Genomic DNA, 18,980 nt, shown 5'->3' on the forward strand with positions numbered 1-18,980 from the left:
CCGATGACCACCACCGCCGCACCCCTGCTCGAAGTCACCGGCGTCACCATGCGCTTCGGCGGCCTCACCGCCGTCAACGACGTCTCCCTGACCGTCGGCGAAGGCGAGATCATCGGTCTCATCGGCCCCAACGGCGCGGGCAAGACCACCTTCTTCAACTGCCTCACCGGCCTCTACGTCCCCACCGAGGGCGCCGTCCGCTACCGGGGCACCCTGCTGCCCCCCAAGCCCCACCTCGTCACCCAGGCCGGCATCGCCCGCACCTTCCAGAACATCCGGCTGTTCGCCAACATGACCGTCCTGGAGAACGTCCTGGTCGGCCGGCACACCCGGACCAGGGAAGGCATCTTCTCCGCCGTCCTGCGCGGCCCCGGCTACCACCGCGCCGAAGCCCACAGCCGTGAAAAGGCCATGGAACTCCTGGAGTTCACCGGCCTCGCCGAGAAGGCCGACCACCTCGCCCGCAACCTCCCGTACGGCGAACAGCGCAAACTGGAGATCGCCCGCGCCCTCGCCTCCGAACCCGGCCTGCTGCTCCTCGACGAGCCCACCGCCGGCATGAACCCCCAGGAGACCCGGGCCGCCGAGGAGCTCGTCTTCGCGATCCGCGACAAGGGCGTCTCCGTCCTCGTCATCGAGCACGACATGCGCTTCATCTTCAACCTCTGCGACCGCACCGCCGTGCTCGTCCAGGGCCAGAAGATCGTCGAGGGCGACCGCGAGACCGTCCAGAACGACGAACGCGTCATCACCGCCTACCTGGGCGCCCCGCTCGAAGGCACCACCACCGCAGCACCGGAGGAAGCCCCGTGACCGCACTCCTGGAGGTCGAGGACCTCCGCGTCGCCTACGGCAAGATCGAGGCCGTCAAGGGCATCAGCTTCACCGTCGGACAGGGCGAGGTCACCACCCTCATCGGCACCAACGGCGCCGGCAAGACCACCACCCTGCGCACCCTGTCCGGCCTGCTCAAGCCCACCGCCGGACGCATCACCTTCGACGGCCGGGACCTCTCCACCGTCCCCGCGCACAAGATCGTCGCGCTCGGCCTCGCCCACTCCCCCGAGGGCCGGCACATCTTCCCGCGCATGACCATCGAGGAGAACCTCCTCCTCGGCGCCTTCCTGCGCACCGACGCGCCCGGCATCGCGGCGGACGTCGAACGGGCCTACTCGCTCTTCCCGATCCTCGGCGAGCGCCGGCGGCAGGCGGCGGGCACCCTCTCCGGCGGCGAACAGCAGATGCTCGCGATGGGACGGGCGCTGATGTCCCGGCCGAAGCTGCTCATGCTGGACGAGCCCTCGATGGGCCTCTCCCCGCTGATGATGCAGAAGATCATGTCCACCATCGTCGAGCTGAGGTCGAGCGGTACGACCATCCTCCTGGTCGAGCAGAACGCCCAGGCCGCGCTCTCCCTCTCCGATCGGGGCTACGTCATGGAGACCGGCCGCATCGTCCTCTCCGGGACGGGCCCGGACCTCCTGCACGACGAGTCGGTGCGCAAGGCCTACCTCGGCGAGGACTGAACCCCCGTACGCGAAAGGGCCCGGCAGAAACGTTCTGCCGGGCCCTTCTCACGTTCTCTTCGGACTATTCGGGCGTGCCCTCTTCCGCCTTCTTGCGGTCCTGGGCCTCGCCCTCCTCGATGACCGCCTCGGCCACCGCGGCCATCGTCATCCGCCGGTCCATCGAGGTCTTCTGGATCCACCGGAAGGCCGCCGGCTCGTTCAGCCCGAACTTGGTCTGGAGCACGCCCTTCGCCCGGTCCACCAGCTTGCGCGTCTCCAGCCGCTGGCTGAGATCCCCGATCTCCTTCTCCAGCGCCCGCATCTCCGCGTACCGGGACACCGCCATCTCGATCGCCGGCACCAGGTCCGACTTGGAGAACGGCTTGACGATGTACGCCATCGCCCCCGCGTCCCGCGCCCGGTCCACCAGCTCCCGCTGCGAGAACGCCGTCAGCATCAGCACCGGCGCCAGGTGCTTCTCGTGGATCTGCTCGGCGGCCGAGAGCCCGTCCAGCACCGGCATCTTCACGTCGAAGATCGCCAGGTCCGGCTTCAGCTCCTCCACCAGCCGCACCGCTGTCGCCCCGTCACCGGCCTCACCGACGACGGTGTACCCCTCCTCCTCCAGCATCTCCTTCAGATCGAGACGGATCAGCGCCTCGTCCTCGGCGATCACGATCCGGGTGATCTGGGGCGTATCGGTCTCAAGCGGCTGCGCCTGCTCGTCGGCGGTGCTCACGGGGCTCCTAGTTCCGGCGGGGTACTGCATGCACGAGGGTACCTAGACACGGTATGTTTGGTTTCGCAGGGCCGAAGACAACCTTCGAAACTGTGGATGCCCCGGTAGCCCAGCGGAAGAGGCAATGGTCTCAAACACCATACAGCGTGGGTTCGAATCCCACCCGGGGTACTTTCCTTCAATTTGAAGGTCTGACTATAGGTCGACGATCTTCCCTCTTTCGAGCGAACGTTCTCGCATTCGATTGCAGAATCATCCTTTGCGCTCGAACCATCACGCCATGCATGACATGGCCACGCGTCAACGCGCCTCGGAACTTCACTCATCCGGGCGGACCGGATGGCGGGCCGGATGGCGGACCAGTCGACGGGCCGGGCAGTCGGGCGGCATCCCTCACCGAGGGATGCCGCCCGTTCCGTACTCAGCCGTCCAGGGTGCCCACGTGGTGGACCCGGACGAGGTTGGTGGAGCCGGCCAGACCGGGGGGTGAGCCGGCGGTGATGACGACGATGTCGCCCTTCTGGCAGCGGCCCAGCGACAGCAGGGCCGCGTCGACCTGCTCGACCATCTGGTCCGTCGTCGGGGCGAACGGGCCGAGGAAGGTCTCCACGCCCCAGGTGAGGGCGAGTTGGCTGCGCACCGCGGGCTCGTAGGTGAAGGCGAGCACCGGGATCGGCGAGCGGTAGCGGGTCAGGCGGCGGGCGGTGTCGCCGGACTGGGTGAAGGCCACGAGGTACTTGGCGTGCAGGAAGTCGCCGATCTCGGCGGCCGCGCGGGCGACGGCGCCGCCCTGGGTGCGGGGCTTGCTGCCGGCGGTCAGCGGGGGGAGCCCGACGGCGAGGATGTCGCTCTCGGCCGCCTCGACGATCCGGGCCATGGTCTTGACCGTCTCGACCGGGTACTTGCCGACCGAGGTCTCGCCGGAGAGCATCACCGCGTCCGTGCCGTCCAGGACGGCGTTGGCCACGTCGGAGGCCTCGGCGCGGGTGGGCCGGGAGGCGTTGATCATCGAGTCCAGCATCTGGGTGGCGACGATGACCGGCTTGGCGTTGCGGCGGGCCAGCTTGATGGCGCGCTTCTGGACCAGCGGGACCTGTTCGAGGGGCATCTCCACGCCCAGGTCGCCGCGGGCCACCATGATCCCGTCGAAGGCGTCGACGACGGACTCCAGGTTCTCCACCGCCTGCGGCTTCTCGATCTTGGCGATGACCGGGACGCGGCGCCCCTCCTCCGCCATGATCCGGTGGACGTCCTCGATGTCCCGCCCGCTGCGGACGAAGGAGAGCGCGATCAGGTCGGCCCCGGTGCGCAGCGCCCACCGCAGGTCGGCGACGTCCTTGTCGCTGAGCGCGGGGACGGAGACGGCGACGCCGGGGAGGTTGAGGCCCTTGTGGTCGGAGACCAGGCCGCCTTCGATGACCAGGCAGCGCACCTCCGGCCCCTCGACGGCGACGACTTCGAGGGTGACCCGGCCGTCGTCGACCAGGATGCGTTCGCCGCGGCCGACATCGGCGGCGAGTCCGGCGTAGGTGGTTCCGCAGCGGTCCTTGTCCCCCACGACGCCCTTGTCGGTGGAGATGGTGAACTCGTCGCCGCGTTCGAGAAGTACCGGCCCGTGGGCGAAGGTGTCGAGGCGGATCTTCGGGCCTTGAAGGTCGGCGAGGATGCCGACGCTGCGGCCGGTCTCGTCGGCGGCCTTGCGGACGCGGCGGTAGCGTTCTTCGTGCTCGGCGTGCGTGCCGTGGCTGAGGTTGAGTCGGGCGATGTCCATCCCGGCGTCGACCAGGGACTTGATCTGGTCGTACGAATCGGTGGCGGGCCCGAGGGTACAGACGATTTTTGCTCGGCGCATAGTGCTGAGACTAGGCATTACCGACGCGTAACCACGACGCGGGTCCGGACTGCGGGATGACCGTTTCCGTAAGGCGAGTTGAACAATCTGACACATCCTCGGATCACGGCGCGCGCGCCCCGTTCCGCGCCCCCGTGGCACGCCGTCCGCGCCGCCCGTCGATGCGATTCCGTGAAGGGGTGTTCACCCGTGGTTCACCGCCGCTTCCACCCCCGCTCCCCGCCCGGCGGGACGCTCGTCACCCCCGGGTGACCACCCGGACGAAGGAGCGGACGAGGGGGAGGCGTTCGGCATGAAACGCGCTCTGGGGGTGGTGGCGGCGCTGGCCCTGTTGGGCGGGGTGGCCTTCGCACTGATCCCCGACGACAAGGATGCCGAGCCGGTCACGGTCACCGGCCTGATCGGGTCGGAGAAGCGGGACTTCTTCGACGACCCCGACGTCAAAGCGGAGTTGAAGAAGCAGCACTTGGTGGTCAAGGCGGAGCCGACCGGCTCCTGGACGATGGCGGAGCAGGCGAGGAACACGCCGAACCTGGACTTCGCCTTCCCGGCGAGCAGCGCGCCCGCCCTGGACATCCAGCGGGACTGGAAGTTGAAGGACTCGCCGCGGGTGCAGTTCTACTCCCCGCTGGTGATCGTCACCCACGCCTCGGTGGCGGACGTCCTGAAGAAGAACCAGCTCGCCGACGAGAAGGACGGCGTCTGGACGTTCCAGATGGACAAGTACGTGGCCGCGCTGAAGCAGGGCGGCCAGCGCTGGAAGGACCTGACGGGCGCGGCCGCGCACCCGGAGCTGGACGGCCTGGTGTACGTGTCCACCACCGATCCGGAGAGCTCCTCCTCGGGCGCCCTGTACCTGGCGATCCTGTCCTACCTGGCGAACGGCAACCAGGTGGTGTCCGACGACGCGGGCGTCAAGGCCGTCCAGGACGTCCTGTACACCGCGAACCGGGTCCAGGGCCTCCAGAAGGTCAGCAGCGACGGGCCGTTCCGCGAGTTCGGCGCGGGCGTCAACACCCTGGTCTTCGCGTACGAGTCGCAGGCCGCCGCGCTGCCGCTCCAGGGCCGGCCGACCGGCGACATGGTGGTGATGTACCCGACCACCACGATCAAGACGGACCACACCCTGGTGGCCCGGACGGACGGCGGCCGCAAGCTGGCCGACGCGCTGGTGAACGACCCGGAACTGCGGCGCCTGGAGGCCAGGTTCGGCCTGCGGCCGGACGCCGAGCCGGGCCTCTTCTGGGACGTGATGAAGGACAAGCAGCCGCACTTCGTCCCCGATGTGCGGACCGCGGGGCTGGCACTGGCCCCGGTGCCCTCGCTGGACTACATGTCCAAGCTGACGGCCGCGGCGAAGGGTGGGAGCCCGAAGTGAACCTCCGTGCGAAGCGCCGCGGCCCTCTCGCCGCGGTCCTGGCGGCCGCGCTGGCGGCGGTGACCGCGTGCACCTCCTCCGGCGGCGATCCGGGGCCGAGGCCGACCGATCCCCCCGCCGAGACCGCCCGGCCGGGCGTGCTGCGCGTCCTGGCTGGCAGTGAACTCCAGGACCTGGCACCGGTGTTGGAGGATGCCAGGAAGGCCACCGGGGTGACGGTGCAGTTCGCCTGGACGGGCAGTCTGGACGGCGCGGACACCGTCTCCTCGGGCCGGGCCGACGGCAAGTACGACGCGATGTGGTTCCCGTCCAACCAGTACCTGCGGCTGGATCCGGCCGGCAAGTCCAAGGTGCTGTCCGAGACCCCGGTGATGGTCTCGCCGGTGGCGGTCGGGGTGCGTTCCTCGGTGCTCGGCGAACTCGGCTGGGGCGACGGCTCGAAGGTCACCTGGGCGCAGGTCGGCGACGCGGCGGCGGCCGGCAAGCTGGCGTACGGGATGGCCGACCCCTCGCGCTCCAACTCCGGCTTCTCCACCCTGGTGGCGGTCGCCTCGGCGTTCTCCAAGGCGGACGGGGCGCTGGCCGAGGCGGATGTACAGAAGGCCACGCCGCAGCTGAAGGAGTTCTTCAAGGGGCAGAAGCTGACCTCCGGGTCCTCGGGCTGGCTGGCGCAGGCGTACGCCCGGGCCGAGTCGGGCGTGGTGGGCGCGCTGGTGAACTACGAGTCGGTGCTGCTGTCGATGAACCGGACGCTGTCGCCGCAGCAGCAGCTGACCGTGGTACGGCCGGTGGACGGCGTGGTGTCGGCGGACTACCCGTTCTCGCTGATGTCCTCGGCCGCGCCGGAGCAGCGCGACGCCTTCCAGCGGCTGACCGCGTACCTGCTCAAGGACGAGGTGCAGAAACGCATCTCCGAGACCACGCTGCGCCGCCCCGCGACGGCGGGCGTCGCCCCGGCGGCCGGGCTGCCCTCGGACCGGCGCCGGGAGCTGCCGTTCCCGGGCACCCGGGCGGTCGCGGACGGCCTGCTGGCCGCGTACCAGAACGAGCTGCGCCGCCCGTCCCGGACGGTGTACGTGCTGGACACCTCGGGCTCGATGGAGGGCTCCCGGATCGCCGCGCTGAAGAGCGCGCTGGGCCGGCTGACCGGGGCGGACGACACCCGCGGGGCGCGCCGCTTCCGGGACCGGGAGGAGATCACGCTGCTCTCCTTCGCCTCCGCGGTGAAGTGGACCAAGACCCATGTGGTGCCGGCCACCGGCGGCCGGCCCGGCCCGGAGGCGGAGCTGGCGTCGATCGACGCGGACGTGCAGTCGCTGGCCGCGTCGGGCGGGACGGCGGTGTACTCCTCGCTGGAGGAGGCGTACCGGGTGATCGAGCGCCAGCAGGCGGCGGCCGGCGACGACCGGTTCACCTCGATCGTGCTGATGACCGACGGCGAGAGCAACGCCGGGGCGACGGACGCCGACTTCAAGCGCTTCCACGACGGGTTGCCGGCCGGGGAGAAGGCGATCCCGGTCTTCCCGATCAGGTTCGGGGAGGCGGCGGTGAGCCAGCTCCAGGGGATCGCGGACCTCAGCGGCGGCAAGCTGTTCGACGGGACGGGTTCGCTGGACGGGGTGTTCGAGGAGATCCGTGGCTACCAGTGACGGTGACGGCTTCGGTGTCCGGGCGCTGCGCTACCTGGAGTCGGCGCGCAACCTGGTCGGCTGCGCGGGCGGCGCGGTCGGCCTGGGGCTGCACTTCGCCGGGCTGGGCGGGGCCTGGTGGCCGGGGGTGGTGGCCGGGCTGTACGGGGTGGGCGCGCTGCTGACGCCCGCCCCGGCGGGCGGGCGCGGGGCGCCGCCGTCGGCGGCGCCGGAGCTCCCCGTGTCCGAGGAGGGCGTCCCGGAGGTCTCCGTCCCGCTCAGGCGCGCTCCCGACCCGGAGCTGGAGGCGCTGGCCGCCTACCTGGACACCGTGCCGCTGCCGCCCGCGGCGGGCGTGGACGGCCTGCTGGCGGCGCTGCGCACGGCCGCGCCGGGCCCGGTGGCGGAGCGGATCATCCGGCACCGGCTGCCGGTCGCGGTGGCCGGCTACCTGCGGGCGCGGACCTGGCAGCCCTGGGCCGGCCGGGGCGCCCCGGACCCGGCGGCCGAGCTGGGGCGGGAGGTCGACCTGCTGGTGGGCGAACTGTCCTGATCCGTCCGCCCGCGAGGTCGTCCTACCGCCCCGCACCTCCCCCGCTCCCATCACCAACGAGTCATCAAGATCTCACCTCTCGGACAGGTCCGGGGGCTATCCAGCACCCCGGCCCACACGGCACACTGCTACGCGCGTCCCTCTACGCGCGTCGACGCGTAGACGCGCGTGACGCACACGTTTCAACCACGCATATCATCTGACGGCCCATCCGCCGTCGCCGTCCCACTCGGGAGAGTCATCCATGCCCCTGAACCGCCGTGACTTCGTCACCCGGTCCGCTGCCACCGCCGCCGGCGCCGCCCTGGCCGGTGGCGCCACCCTGGCCGCCGCCCCCTCCGCCGCGGCCGCCCAGCCGGACACGGCGGCCGCCAAGGGCCCGCAGCGCAAGCCGCACAAGCAGGCCTTCACCGTGATGGGCACCACCGACCTGCACGGCCGGGTGCTCAACTGGGACTACTTCACCGACGCGGTGTACAGCGACAAGTTCGACAACGCGGTCGGCCTCGCCAAGATCTCCACCCTGGCCAACCAGGTGCGCGAGGAGAAGGGCTGGGACCGCTGCCTGCTGATCGACTCCGGTGACACCATCCAGGGCACCCAGCTGTCCTACTACTACGCCCGGATCGAGCCGATCGCGACCGACGGCAACAACGTGCCGGACCACCCGATGGCCGTCGCGATGAACCTCATGGAGTACGACGCCGCCGCGCTCGGCAACCACGAGTTCAACTACGGCATCCCGACCCTCAAGGCGTACGAGGAGCAGCTGGAGTTCCCGCTGCTGGGCGCGAACGCGCTGAACGCCAAGAACGAGAAGCCGGCCTTCAAGCCCTTCGTGATCAAGGAGCTGCACCTGGGCGGCGGCCGCCCGGTGAGGGTCGGCATCCTGGGCCTGACCAACCCGGGCATCGCGATCTGGGACAAGGCCAACGTCAGCGGCAAGATGGTCTTCCCGGGCATCGTCGAGACGGCCGCCACCTGGGTGCCGAAGATGAAGGCCGCGGGCGCGGACGTCATCGTGGTGTCGGCGCACTCCGGCTGCGACGAGGCCACCACCTGGGGCGACCAGCTGCCGTGGGGCGAGAACGTCTCGGTGGCCCTGGCGGAGACCGTCCCGGACATCGACGCGGTGCTGGTGGGCCACGCCCACAAGGAGATCCCGCAGCGCCTGGTCGTCAACAAGAAGACCGGCAAGACGGTCGTGCTGTCCGAGCCGCTCTGCTACGGCCAGCGCCTGACCTGCTTCGACTTCGAGGTCGAGTTCGCCGCCGGCGTCTGGACGGTCGCCTCGGTCTCCGCACGGCTGCTGAACTCCAACACCGTGCCGGAGAACCCGGAGATCACCAAGGCGGTCGCCAAGCAGCACAAGAAGGTCGTCGCGTACGTCAACCAGAACATCGGCACCAGCAAGATCGCGCTGTCGATCGCCGACGCCCCCTTCAAGGCCACCCCGATCATCGACCTGATCGGCCGGGTCCAGGCCGACGCGGTCAAGACCGCGCTGGCCGGCGGCCAGTACGCCAACCTCCCGGTGCTGGCCCAGGCCGCCCCGTTCAACCGCACCGCGCTGATCCCGGCCGGCCAGGTCAAGCTGCGCGACGCCGCGGGCCTGTACATCTACGAGAACACCCTGGAGGCCCGCATCCTGACGGGCGCCCAGCTCAAGGACTACCTTGAGTACTCGGTGAAGTACTACAACCAGCTCGCCCCGGGCGCCCCGGTCGACAAGGACAAGCTGACCAACGCCGAGGCCACCCCCGACTACAACTACGACTCGATCTACGGCCTGAGCTACGACATCGACATCGCCCAGCCGAAGGGCCGGCGGATCGTCAACCTGTCCTTCCAGGGCAAGCCGATCGACCCGGCCGCCGAGTTCGTCCTCGCCGTCAACAACTACCGCGCCAACGGCGGCGGCAACTTCCCGCACGTCGCCAAGGCCAAGGTGGTCTGGTCGAACTCCGACGAGATCCGCAACACCATGATCGCCTGGGTGAAGGCCAAGGGCACCATCGACCCCGCCGACTTCTTCACCGACTCCTGGCGCCTCGTCCGCGCCGGCCAGCCCGTCCTCTGACCCGCGCCACGAACCCGAGGCGCCGCCGGGCCACCCGCTCGTCGGCGCCTCACCACGCGACCGGGCCCCGGCGGATTCCGCCGGGGCCCGGTCGCGCTCGGGACTGCCCGGTCAGAAGGGGAAGACGGCGCGCTCGTGCTGGATGGAGATCCACTTCACGGTGGTGAAGGCGTCCACCGTGGCTTCGCCGTTGAGGCGGCCGACGCCGGAGTTCTTCTCGCCGCCGAAGGGAACGCCCGGCTCGTCGGCGATGGTGCCGCCGTTGACGTGGATCATGCCGGTCTCGATCCGCTGGGCGACCTTCACGCCGCGGTCGACGTTCGCGGTGTGCACCGCGCCACTGAGGCCGAACGGGGTGTCGTTGGCGATCCGCACGGCCTCGTCCTCGCCGTCGAAGGGCACCAACAGCACCACCGGGCCGAAGAGTTCGTTGCGCAGGATCGGCGCGTCCGGCGCGAGGCCGGTGAGCACCACCGGGCCCATCAGGCTGCCGACCCGGCTGCCGCGCAGCAGCGCGGTGGCGCCGGCCGCGATCGCCTGGTCGACCTGGGCGCTGAGGGCGTCGGCCTGGACGGGGTTGATCAGCGGGCCGAGGTGGGTGGCCGGGTCCCTGGGGTCGCCGACGGTCAGCGAGGCCACCTTGGCGACGAACTTCTCGGTGAACTCGGCCTCGATGCCGCGGTCCACCAGCACCCGGTTGGCCGCCATGCAGACCTGCCCCTGGTGGACGAAGCGGCTGAACACCGCGGCGTCCACGGCGTGGTCCACGTCGGCGTCGTCCAGCACGATCAGCGCGCTGTTGCCGCCGAGTTCCAGGACGGTCCGCTTGAAGTGCCCGGCGGCGACGGAGGCGACGTGCCGGCCGACCTTGTCGGAGCCGGTGAAGGAGATCACCTTGGGCACCGGGTGCTCGATGAAGCTGTCGCCGATCTCGGCGATGTCGGTGATCACCACGTTCAGCAGGCCGGGCGGCAGGCCCGCGTCCTCGAAGAGCTTGGCGATCAGGCCGCCGCCGACCACCGGGGTCTCCTGGTGCGGCTTGAGGACGACGCCGTTGCCGAGCGCGAGCGCCGGGGCGACGGCCTTGAGCGCCAGGAACAGCGGGAAGTTGAACGGGCTGATCACGCCGACCACGCCGACCGGCAGCCGGTAGAGGCGGTTCTCCCGGCCGTGCGCGGGCGAGGTCAGCAGCCGGCCCTCGGGGGCCACCGACTGGTGCAGGCAGTCCCGCAGCACGTCCCTGACCAGCGAGAGCTCGAAGCCCGCCTTCAGCGCGGTGCCGCCGAGCTCGGCCATGATCGCCTCGACGATCTCCGGCTCGCGCTCCTCCACCAGCCGCAGCACGCGCTCGAAGACCTGCCGCCGCTGGTACGGGTTGGTGGCGGCCCACCCCTTCTGGGCGCGCTCGGCGGCGCGGTAGGCCAGGTCGACCTCGGCGACGGTGGCGACGGTGATGGCGGCGAGCTTGTCACCGGTGTAGGGGTCGACGTCGACGATGTCCCAGGAGCCGCTGCCGCTGCGCCACTCGCCGTCGATGTACTGCCGCGCCAACTCGGAGAAGTACGACATCTGATCCCTCTCATGCACCGACCTGATGGGAGATCATCGTACTGATGAGTTACAACTCCTGGCGTACCGTATGCAACAACTCGCGGGTCCGTTCCGGACTCAGACTGTCGGCGACCAGGTCGTCCATCGCCTGCCGGTACTCGGCCACCTCCGCGGGCTTGTCGAGGTAGAGCGCGGTGGTGAACTGCTCCAGGTACACCACGTCCGCCAACTCGGCCTCGGCGAACCGCAGGACGGTGAAGGCGCCGCTCTCCGCGCTCAGCCCGGCGTTGCCCAGCGGCAGCACCTCCAGCCGGACGTTGGGCAGTTCGCTGAGCTCCAGCAGCCGGTCCAGCTGGCCGCGCATCTGCTCGGGCCCGCCCCAGGGCCGGCGCAGCGCGGCCTCGTCCAGTACGGCGACCAGCCGCGGCGCGCGCTCGCCGGTGAGCAGCGCCTGCCGCCTGAGCCGGACCTCCACCCGGCGCTCGATCTCCTCCGGGCCGGCACTGTGGCCGCCGGCGGTGACCACGGCGCGGGCGTAGTCGGCGGTCTGGAGCAGCCCGTGGACGAACTGGACCTCGTAGCTGCGGATCTCGGCCGCGGCCTCCTCCAGCCCCAGGTAGTTCTGGAACCAGCCGGGCAGGACGTCGCCGTACTCGTGCCACCAGGAGTTGGTGTTGGCGTCGCGGAGCAGCCCGAGGAGGGTGGCACGCTCCTGTTCGGCCTCGACCCCGTACAGGGTGAGCAGGTCGGCCACGTCGCGCTCCTTGAAGCCGACCCGGCCGAGTTCCATCCGGCTGATCTTGGATTCGGAGGCCCGGATCGAGTACCCGGCCTCCTCCCGGCTGACGCCTCTGGCCTCGCGGAGCTTGCGCAACTGGGTGCCGAGTTGCAGGCGCCGTACGGTGGCGCCCCCGCCTGCCTGAGTCGTGCCCATCGACGTCATCCTCCGCGATCGCCCAGCCCCCCGGCCGTCGGCGGCAGTCTGCCACCTGGCACCGACGAACAACAGCCCACTGCCCGGGAACCGACCGGGGCGGCGGGCAACTCCGGCCGTTCGTCCACGAGTTGACGCGGACCGGAGGCCTCGGGAAGACGCGACGGCGCCCGCCCTCCAACTGGTCGGGGAAGAGGGCAGGCGCCAGGAGACCGCGTTGGCCCGGCGACACTGGCGGGGGCAGCGGGTTGAGCTCCCGGCGATGCGGCGCCGGGCGTTCGGTGGGGGGCCGGTCGGACCGTCCGTCCGTCAGACCACCAGGGGGCGGTCCGTGGGCCGGATCGGGGCGGGAAGCGGGGTCCTGCCGCCCAGGTACGCGTCCACCGCGGCGGCGGCCGAACGGCCCTCCGCGATGGCCCAGACGATCAGCGACTGGCCTCGGCCGGCGTCTCCGCAGACGTACACGCCATCGACATTGGTGGCGAACCGGCCGTCGCGGGCAATGTTACCGCGCGCGTCGAGGTCCGCTCCCAGCTGCTCGACCAGCCCGTTCTTCACCTCCGTTCCGGTGAAGCCCATGGCGAGGGTGACCAGCTCCGCCGGGATGGCCCGCCCGGTGCCCGGAACCTGCTCGAACCGGCCGTCCTTGAACTCCACCTCGACCAGGTGCAGTTCCCGGACGTTGCCGTCCTCATCGCCGCTGAAGTGGGTGGTGCTGACGGAGTAGATCCGCTCACCGCCCTCCTCGTGCGCGGAGGTGACCTTGTACGTCATCGGCATGGTCGGCCACGGCTGGTGACCGGGCCGGTCCTCGCCGGGCCTCGGCATGATCTCCAGCTGGGTGACGGAGGCCGCCCCCTGCCGGTGGGCGGTGCCGACGCAGTCCGCGCCGGTGTCGCCGCCGCCGATCACGACCACGTGCTTGCCCTTGGCGCTGATCGGCGACTCGACGAAGTCGCCCTCCTGCACCTTGTTGGCCAGCGGCAGGTACTCCATGGCCTGGTACACGCCCTTGAGCTCGCGCCCGGGCACCGGCAGGTCGCGGGCGGTGGTGGCGCCGGCCGCGACGACGACGGCGTCGAAGCGCTCGCGCAGCTGCTGCCCGGTGATGTCCTCGCCGACGTGGACGCCGGTGCGGAACCGGGTGCCCTCCGCCCGCATCTGCTCGATGCGGCGGTTGATGTGGCGCTTCTCCATCTTGAACTCGGGGATGCCGTAGCGCAGCAGCCCGCCGATCCGGTCGGCGCGCTCGTACACCACCACGGTGTGCCCGGCCCGGGTGAGCTGCTGGGCGGCGGCGAGGCCGGCCGGGCCGGAGCCGACCACGGCGACGGTCTTGCCGGAGAGCCGCTCGGGCACCTGCGGGGTGACCCCGCCGCGGTCCCAGGCCTTGTCGATGATGGTGACCTCGACGTTCTTGATGGTCACCGCGTCCTGGTTGATGCCCAGGACGCACGCCGACTCGCACGGAGCCGGGCACAGCCGCCCGGTGAACTCCGGGAAGTTGTTGGTGGCGTGCAGCCGCTCGATCGCGCCGGTGAAGTCGTCCCGGTAGGCGAGGTCGTTCCACTCGGGGATGAGGTTCCCGAGCGGGCAGCCGTTGTGGCAGAACGGGATGCCGCAGTCCATGCAGCGGCCGGCCTGCTCGGTGATGATCGGCAGCAGGCTGCGCTCGACGTAGACCTCGTTCCAGTCCCGGATGCGGACGTCCACCGGACGCCGCTCGGCCAGCTGCTTGGGCGTGGTCAGGAAGCCCTTGGGGTCAGCCATTGGCCGCCTCCATCATCTTGCGAGTGGTCTCGGCCTCGGAGAGGCCGTCGCGCTCGGCGGCGTCCTTGGCGGCGAGCACGGCCTTGTAGTCGGTCGGCATGATCTTGGAGAAGCGGGAGACGCCGCTGCCCCAGTCCGCCAGGAGTTCGGCGGCGACGGTGGAGCCGGTCTCCTCGTAGTGCTGCTGCACGGTCTCGCGCAGCCAGTCGCGGTCGGCGGCGGCGGGGGCCTCGATGCCCACCATCCCGTCGTTGACGTTGGCGGGGCGCAGGTCCAGGACGTACGCGATGCCGCCGGACATGCCGGCCGCGAGGTTGCGTCCGGTCTCGCCGAGGACGACGACCCGGCCGCCGGTCATGTACTCCAGGCCGTGGTCGCCGACGCCCTCGACCACCAGGGTGGCGCCGGAGTTGCGGACGGCGAAGCGCTCGCCGGCCTTGCCGCGCAGGTGGACGCGGCCGGAGGTGGCGCCGTAGCCGATGGTGTTGCCGGCGATGACGTGGTTCTGGGCGTCGTTGCCGATGGCCGCCGCCTCGCGGGCCGGGCGGACGATGACCACGCCGCCGGAGAGGCCCTTGCCGACGTAGTCGTTGGCGTCGCCCTCCAGCCGCAGCGTCACGCCGCGCGGCAGGAACGCGCCGAAGGACTGCCCGGCGGAGCCGGTGAAGGTGACGTCGATGGTCCCCTCCGGCAGGCCCTCGCCGCGGTACCGCTTGGTCACCTCGTGGCCGAGCATGGTGCCGACGGTGCGGTTGACGTTGCGGATCGGCAGCTGGATGCGGACGCTCTCGCCGCGCTCCAGCGCGTCCTCGGCGAGCTCGATCAGCTGGTTGTCCAGGGCCTTGTCCAGCGCGTGGTCCTGGGCGGTGGTGCGGTGGCGGGCCGCCCCCTCGGGCAGGGCCGGCACGTGGAACAGCGGGGCGAGGTCGAGCCCGGCGGCCTTCCAGTGGTCGATCGCGGCGCGGGCGTCGATGTGCTCGGCGCGCCCGACGGCCTCCTCGATCGAGCGGAAGCCCAGCGAGGCCAGGATCTCCCGGACTTCCTCGGCGATGAACTCGAAGAAGTTGACCACGAATTCGGGCTTGCCGGAGAAGCGCTCGCGCAGCACCGGGTTCTGGGTGGCGACGCCGACCGGGCAGGTGTCCAGGTGGCAGACGCGCATCATGATGCAGCCGGAGACGACCAGCGGGGCGGTCGCGAAGCCGAACTCCTCGGCGCCGAGCAGCGCGGCGATCACCACGTCGCGGCCGGTCTTCAGCTGGCCGTCGGTCTGCACCACGATGCGGTCGCGCAGCCCGTTGAGCAGCAGCGTCTGCTGGGTCTCGGCGAGGCCGAGCTCCCAGGGGCCGCCGGCGTGCTTGAGCGAGGTGAGCGGCGAGGCACCGGTGCCGCCGTCGTGCCCGGAGACCAGGACGACGTCCGCGTGCGCCTTGGACACGCCGGCCGCGACCGTGCCGACGCCGACCTCGGAGACCAGCTTCACGTGGATGCGGGCCGCCGGGTTGGCGTTCTTGAGGTCGTGGATCAGCTGCGCCAGGTCCTCGATCGAGTAGATGTCGTGGTGCGGCGGCGGCGAGATCAGGCCGACACCCGGGGTGGAGTGCCGGGTCCGGGCGACCCACGGGTAGACCTTGTGGCCGGGCAGCTGGCCGCCCTCGCCGGGCTTGGCGCCCTGGGCCATCTTGATCTGGATGTCGTCCGCGTTGACCAGGTACTCGGAGGTGACGCCGAACCGGCCGGAGGCGACCTGCTTGATCGCCGAGCGGCGCTCCGGGTCGTACAGCCGGTCCGGGTCCTCGCCGCCCTCGCCGGTGTTGGACTTGCCGCCGAGGCGGTTCATCGCGATCGCGAGCGTCTCGTGCGCCTCGCGCGAGATCGAGCCGTACGACATGGCGCCGGTGGAGAAGCGCTTGACGATCTCGGAGACCGGCTCGACCTCCTCGACCGGGATCGGCTCCCGGTCGAGGCCCTCCAGCTGGAACAGGCCGCGCAGCGTCATCAGGCGCTCGGACTGCTCGTTCACCCGGTCGGTGTACTGCTTGAAGATGTCGTACCGGCGGTTGCGGGTGGCGTGCTGGAGCCGGAAGACGGTGTCCGGGTCGAACAGGTGCGGCTCACCCTCGCGGCGCCACTGGTACTCGCCGCCGATCTCCAGCGCGCGGTGCGCGGCCGCGATGCCGGAGGCCGGGTAGGCCTTGGCGTGCCGGGCGGCCGTCTCGCGGGCGATCTCGTCCAGGCCGATGCCGCCGAGCTTGGTGGTGGTGCCGGCGAAGTAGCCGTCGACCAGGTCCTGGGAGAGGCCGATGGCCTCGAAGACCTGGGCGCCGCGGTACGAGGCGACGGTCGAGATGCCCATCTTGGACATGACCTTGAGCACGCCCTTGCCGAGCGCCTTGATCAGGTTCTTGATGGCCTTCTCGGGCTCGACGCCCTGGATGAAGACACCCTGGGCGACCAGGTCCTCGACCGACTCCATCGCCAGGTACGGGTTGACCGCCCCGGCGCCGTAGCCGATCAGCAGCGCGACGTGGTGCACCTCGCGGACGTCGCCGGCCTCGACCAGCAGCGACACCCGGGTGCGCTGCTTGGTGCGGATCAGGTGGTGGTGGATGGCCGAGGTGAGCAGCAGCGAGGGGATCGGGGCGTGCTCGGCGTCCGAGTGCCGGTCGGAGAGCACGATGATCCGGGCGCCGTCGGCGATCGCGGCGTCCGCCTCGGCGGCGATCTCGGCGAGCCGGGAGGCCAGGCCCTCGCCGCCGCTGGCGACCTTGTAGAGGCCGGACAGGGTGACGGCCTTGAGGCCGGGCTGGTCGCCGTCGGCGTTGATGTGGACGAGCTTGGCCAGCTCGTCGTTGTCGATCACCGGGAAGGTGATGCCGACCGAGCGGCAGGAGGCGGCCTCGGCGGCCAGCAGGTTGCCCTCCGGGCCGAGGTTGGACAGCAGCGAGGTGACGAGCTCCTCACGGATGGCGTCCAGCGGCGGGTTGGTGACCTGCGCGAAGAGCTGCACGAAGTAGTCGAACAGCAGCCGGGGCTTCTCGCTCAGCGCGGCGATCGGCGAGTCGGTGCCCATCGAGCCGAGGGCCTCGGCCCCGGTGCGCGCCATCGGGGCGAGGATGACCCGCAGCTCCTCCTCGGTGTACCCGAAGGTCTGCTGGCGGCGGGTGACGGAGGCGTGGGTGTGCGCGATGTGCTCGCGCTCGGGCAGCTTGGCGAGCTGGATCTGCCCGCCGGCCACCCACTCCTCGTACGGGTGCTCGGCGGCGAGGGCGGACTTGATCTCCTCGTCCTCGACGATCCGGCCCTGGGCGGTGTCCACCAGGAACATCCGGCCGGGCTGGAGCCGGCCCTTCTTCGCGACCTTCTCCTGGTCGATGTCGAGCACGCCGACCTCGGAGGAGAGGACGACCAGGCCGTCCTCGGTGATCCAGTACCGGGCCGGGCGCAGGCCGTTGCGGTCGAGCACGGCGCCGATCTGGGTGCCGTCGGTGAAGGTGACGCAGGCCGGGCCGTCCCAGGGCTCCATCAGGTTGGAGTGGTACTGGTAGAAGGCGCGGCGGGCCGGGCTCATGGTGGCGTGGTTCTCCCACGCCTCCGGGATCATCATCAGCACCGAGTGCGGCAGCGAGCGGCCGCCGAGGTGGAGCAGCTCCAGGACCTCGTCGAAGGACGCGGAGTCGGAGTGCTCCGGGGTGCAGATCGGGAAGATCCGCGACAGGTCGCCGTGGATGAGGTCGGTGGCGAGCTGGGACTCCCGGGCCCGCATCCAGTTGCGATTGCCCTTGACCGTGTTGATCTCGCCGTTGTGGGCGACGAAGCGGTACGGGTGGGCGAGCGGCCAGCTCGGGAAGGTGTTGGTGGAGAACCGGGAGTGCACCAGGCCGATGGCGGAGGCGTAGCCGCGGTCCGACAGGTCGGGGAAGAAGGGCTCCAGCTGGCCGGTGGTCAGCATGCCCTTGTAGACGATGGTGCGCGCGGACAGCGACGGGAAGTACACCCCGGCCTCGCGCTCGGCCCGCTTGCGGACCACGAAGGCGATCCGGTCCAGCTCGATGCCGGCCTTGCCCTGCTTGCTCAGGAAGAGCTGCCGGAACCGCGGCATCACGCCGCGCGCGGTGGCACCGAGCAGGTCCGGGGTGACCGGGACGTCGCGCCAGCCGAGGACGGTCAGCCCCTCCTCGGCGGCGATCGCCTCGATCCGCCGGACGGCCTCGGCCCCGGCCTCCTCCGCCTGCGGCAGGAAGGCGATGCCGACGGCGTAGGACCCGGCCGCCGGGAGCTCGAAGGAGACCTTTCCGCGCAGGAAGGCGTCCGGGATCTGGGTGAGGATGCCCGCGCCGTCGCCGGAGTCCGGCTCGGCGCCGGTGGCGCCGCGGTGCTCCAGGTTGCGCAGGACGTTCAGCGCCTGCTCGACGATGGTGTGGTCGGCGACACCGGTCAGTGTGGCGACGAAACCGACGCCACAGGCATCGTGCTCGTTCCGCGGGTCGTACAGGCCCTGAGCAGCAGGTCGCGCATCCGGCACGAGCGCGTACGGTCGGCGGGTGGCGCCGGCCTCGGGCTCGTTGGCGGAGTGCGTGGATGCAGACAGCATCGGCTCTCCCGTCGTCGTCTTTCGGCAAGTTGGTGCAAGTAGGGACGACGTTGGCCCTGATGCGATGAAGCGTGCGTGCAAGTTACATGATGCCCACGATCCCGGGAAGCGGAATATCCCGTCCGGATGGCGGGACGACACGCAGGTCAGGGAGTGGGAGAGAGGACGCGCCGCAGTGCGCGTCCCGACGATTGTGCCCAACCGGCCGCGGCCTGAAACAGGGGCCGAACCGGGGCCGCACCGAGGCCGATCATGGCCGCCTGCGAATCCATTCCGGGAGCCCGCCCGCGGATGCGAATCCGCGGCGCGGCGGCCCGGATGGTGAGACTAGGCCAGGCGTTCGCCGACCTTCATGTGTGAAACGTCACGCACTCGACAGCATAGTCATGCACG

General features: G+C 70.8%; 12 protein-coding genes and 1 tRNA gene. 7 read left to right on the plus strand and 6 right to left on the minus strand.

Annotated elements, in window-relative coordinates:
• Window positions 1-3 precede the first annotated feature (3 nt).
• Both QWJ13_RS04690 and QWJ13_RS04695 read left to right on the plus strand, forming a co-directional pair.
• The gene (locus QWJ13_RS04690; RefSeq protein WP_316521664.1) at window positions 4-813 is read left to right on the plus strand and encodes an ABC transporter ATP-binding protein; all 810 of its coding nucleotides are present in this window, start codon (window positions 4-6) and stop codon (window positions 811-813) included.
• Window positions 810-1,526 (plus strand): ABC transporter ATP-binding protein, encoded by a 717-nt coding sequence (locus QWJ13_RS04695; RefSeq protein ID WP_316520670.1) that lies wholly within the window; start codon window positions 810-812, stop codon window positions 1,524-1,526. Before QWJ13_RS04690 ends, QWJ13_RS04695 begins: the two co-directional genes overlap by 4 nt.
• A gap of 64 nt (window positions 1,527-1,590) precedes the next feature.
• Here QWJ13_RS04695 and QWJ13_RS04700 read toward each other — a convergent pair whose 3' ends face one another.
• Window positions 1,591-2,247, minus strand: coding sequence for an ANTAR domain-containing response regulator (locus QWJ13_RS04700; RefSeq protein WP_316520671.1), 657 nt, complete (start codon window positions 2,245-2,247; stop codon window positions 1,591-1,593).
• A 98-nt stretch (window positions 2,248-2,345) separates the two neighbouring features.
• Here QWJ13_RS04700 and QWJ13_RS04705 point away from each other — a divergent pair.
• Window positions 2,346-2,418: transfer RNA gene (locus QWJ13_RS04705), tRNA-Leu, on the plus strand.
• Between the two features lie 250 nt (window positions 2,419-2,668).
• Here QWJ13_RS04705 and pyk read toward each other — a convergent pair.
• A complete protein-coding gene (gene pyk, locus QWJ13_RS04710; RefSeq protein ID WP_316520672.1) occupies window positions 2,669-4,099 on the minus strand; it encodes a pyruvate kinase in 1,431 nt (476 codons plus the stop codon).
• Window positions 4,100-4,391: 292 nt separating this feature from the next.
• Between pyk and QWJ13_RS04715 the strand changes: the two genes are divergently transcribed.
• From QWJ13_RS04715 to QWJ13_RS04730, 4 genes are all read left to right on the plus strand, one after another.
• Window positions 4,392-5,477 carry a substrate-binding domain-containing protein gene (locus QWJ13_RS04715; RefSeq protein ID WP_316520673.1) on the plus strand — a complete coding sequence of 362 codons (1,086 nt, stop codon included), beginning with the start codon at window positions 4,392-4,394 and terminating at the stop codon, window positions 5,475-5,477.
• A complete protein-coding gene (locus QWJ13_RS04720; protein WP_316520674.1) occupies window positions 5,474-7,126 on the plus strand; it encodes an extracellular solute-binding protein in 1,653 nt (550 codons plus the stop codon). Before QWJ13_RS04715 ends, QWJ13_RS04720 begins: the two co-directional genes overlap by 4 nt.
• Window positions 7,113-7,658, plus strand: coding sequence for a hypothetical protein (locus tag QWJ13_RS04725; RefSeq protein ID WP_316520675.1), 546 nt, complete (start codon window positions 7,113-7,115; stop codon window positions 7,656-7,658). The genes QWJ13_RS04720 and QWJ13_RS04725 overlap by 14 nt, the downstream gene beginning before the upstream one ends.
• Before the next feature lie 244 nt (window positions 7,659-7,902).
• A complete protein-coding gene (locus QWJ13_RS04730) occupies window positions 7,903-9,738 on the plus strand; it encodes a bifunctional metallophosphatase/5'-nucleotidase (RefSeq protein ID WP_316520676.1) in 1,836 nt (611 codons plus the stop codon).
• Between the two features lie 111 nt (window positions 9,739-9,849).
• Here QWJ13_RS04730 and QWJ13_RS04735 read toward each other — a convergent pair whose 3' ends face one another.
• The 4 genes from QWJ13_RS04735 to gltB all read right to left on the minus strand — a co-directional run bounded on the left by QWJ13_RS04735 (window position 9,850) and on the right by gltB (window position 18,587).
• Entirely contained in the window at window positions 9,850-11,307 is a 1,458-nt protein-coding gene (locus tag QWJ13_RS04735) for an aldehyde dehydrogenase family protein (protein WP_316521667.1), read from the minus strand.
• A 49-nt stretch (window positions 11,308-11,356) separates the two neighbouring features.
• A complete protein-coding gene (locus tag QWJ13_RS04740) occupies window positions 11,357-12,223 on the minus strand; it encodes a Sco1979 family transcriptional regulator (protein WP_316520677.1) in 867 nt (288 codons plus the stop codon).
• Between the two features lie 309 nt (window positions 12,224-12,532).
• Window positions 12,533-13,993 (minus strand): glutamate synthase subunit beta, encoded by a 1,461-nt coding sequence (locus tag QWJ13_RS04745; protein WP_316520679.1) that lies wholly within the window; start codon window positions 13,991-13,993, stop codon window positions 12,533-12,535.
• Window positions 13,986-18,587, minus strand: a complete 4,602-nt coding sequence (gltB, locus tag QWJ13_RS04750) for a glutamate synthase large subunit (protein WP_316520680.1) — start codon at window positions 18,585-18,587, stop codon at window positions 13,986-13,988. Before gltB ends, QWJ13_RS04745 begins: the two co-directional genes overlap by 8 nt.
• Between the last annotated feature and the right edge of the window lie 393 nt (window positions 18,588-18,980).

It is taken from the genome of Kitasatospora brasiliensis (assembly GCF_032654805.1).
Classification (GTDB): domain Bacteria; phylum Actinomycetota; class Actinomycetes; order Streptomycetales; family Streptomycetaceae; genus Kitasatospora; species Kitasatospora brasiliensis.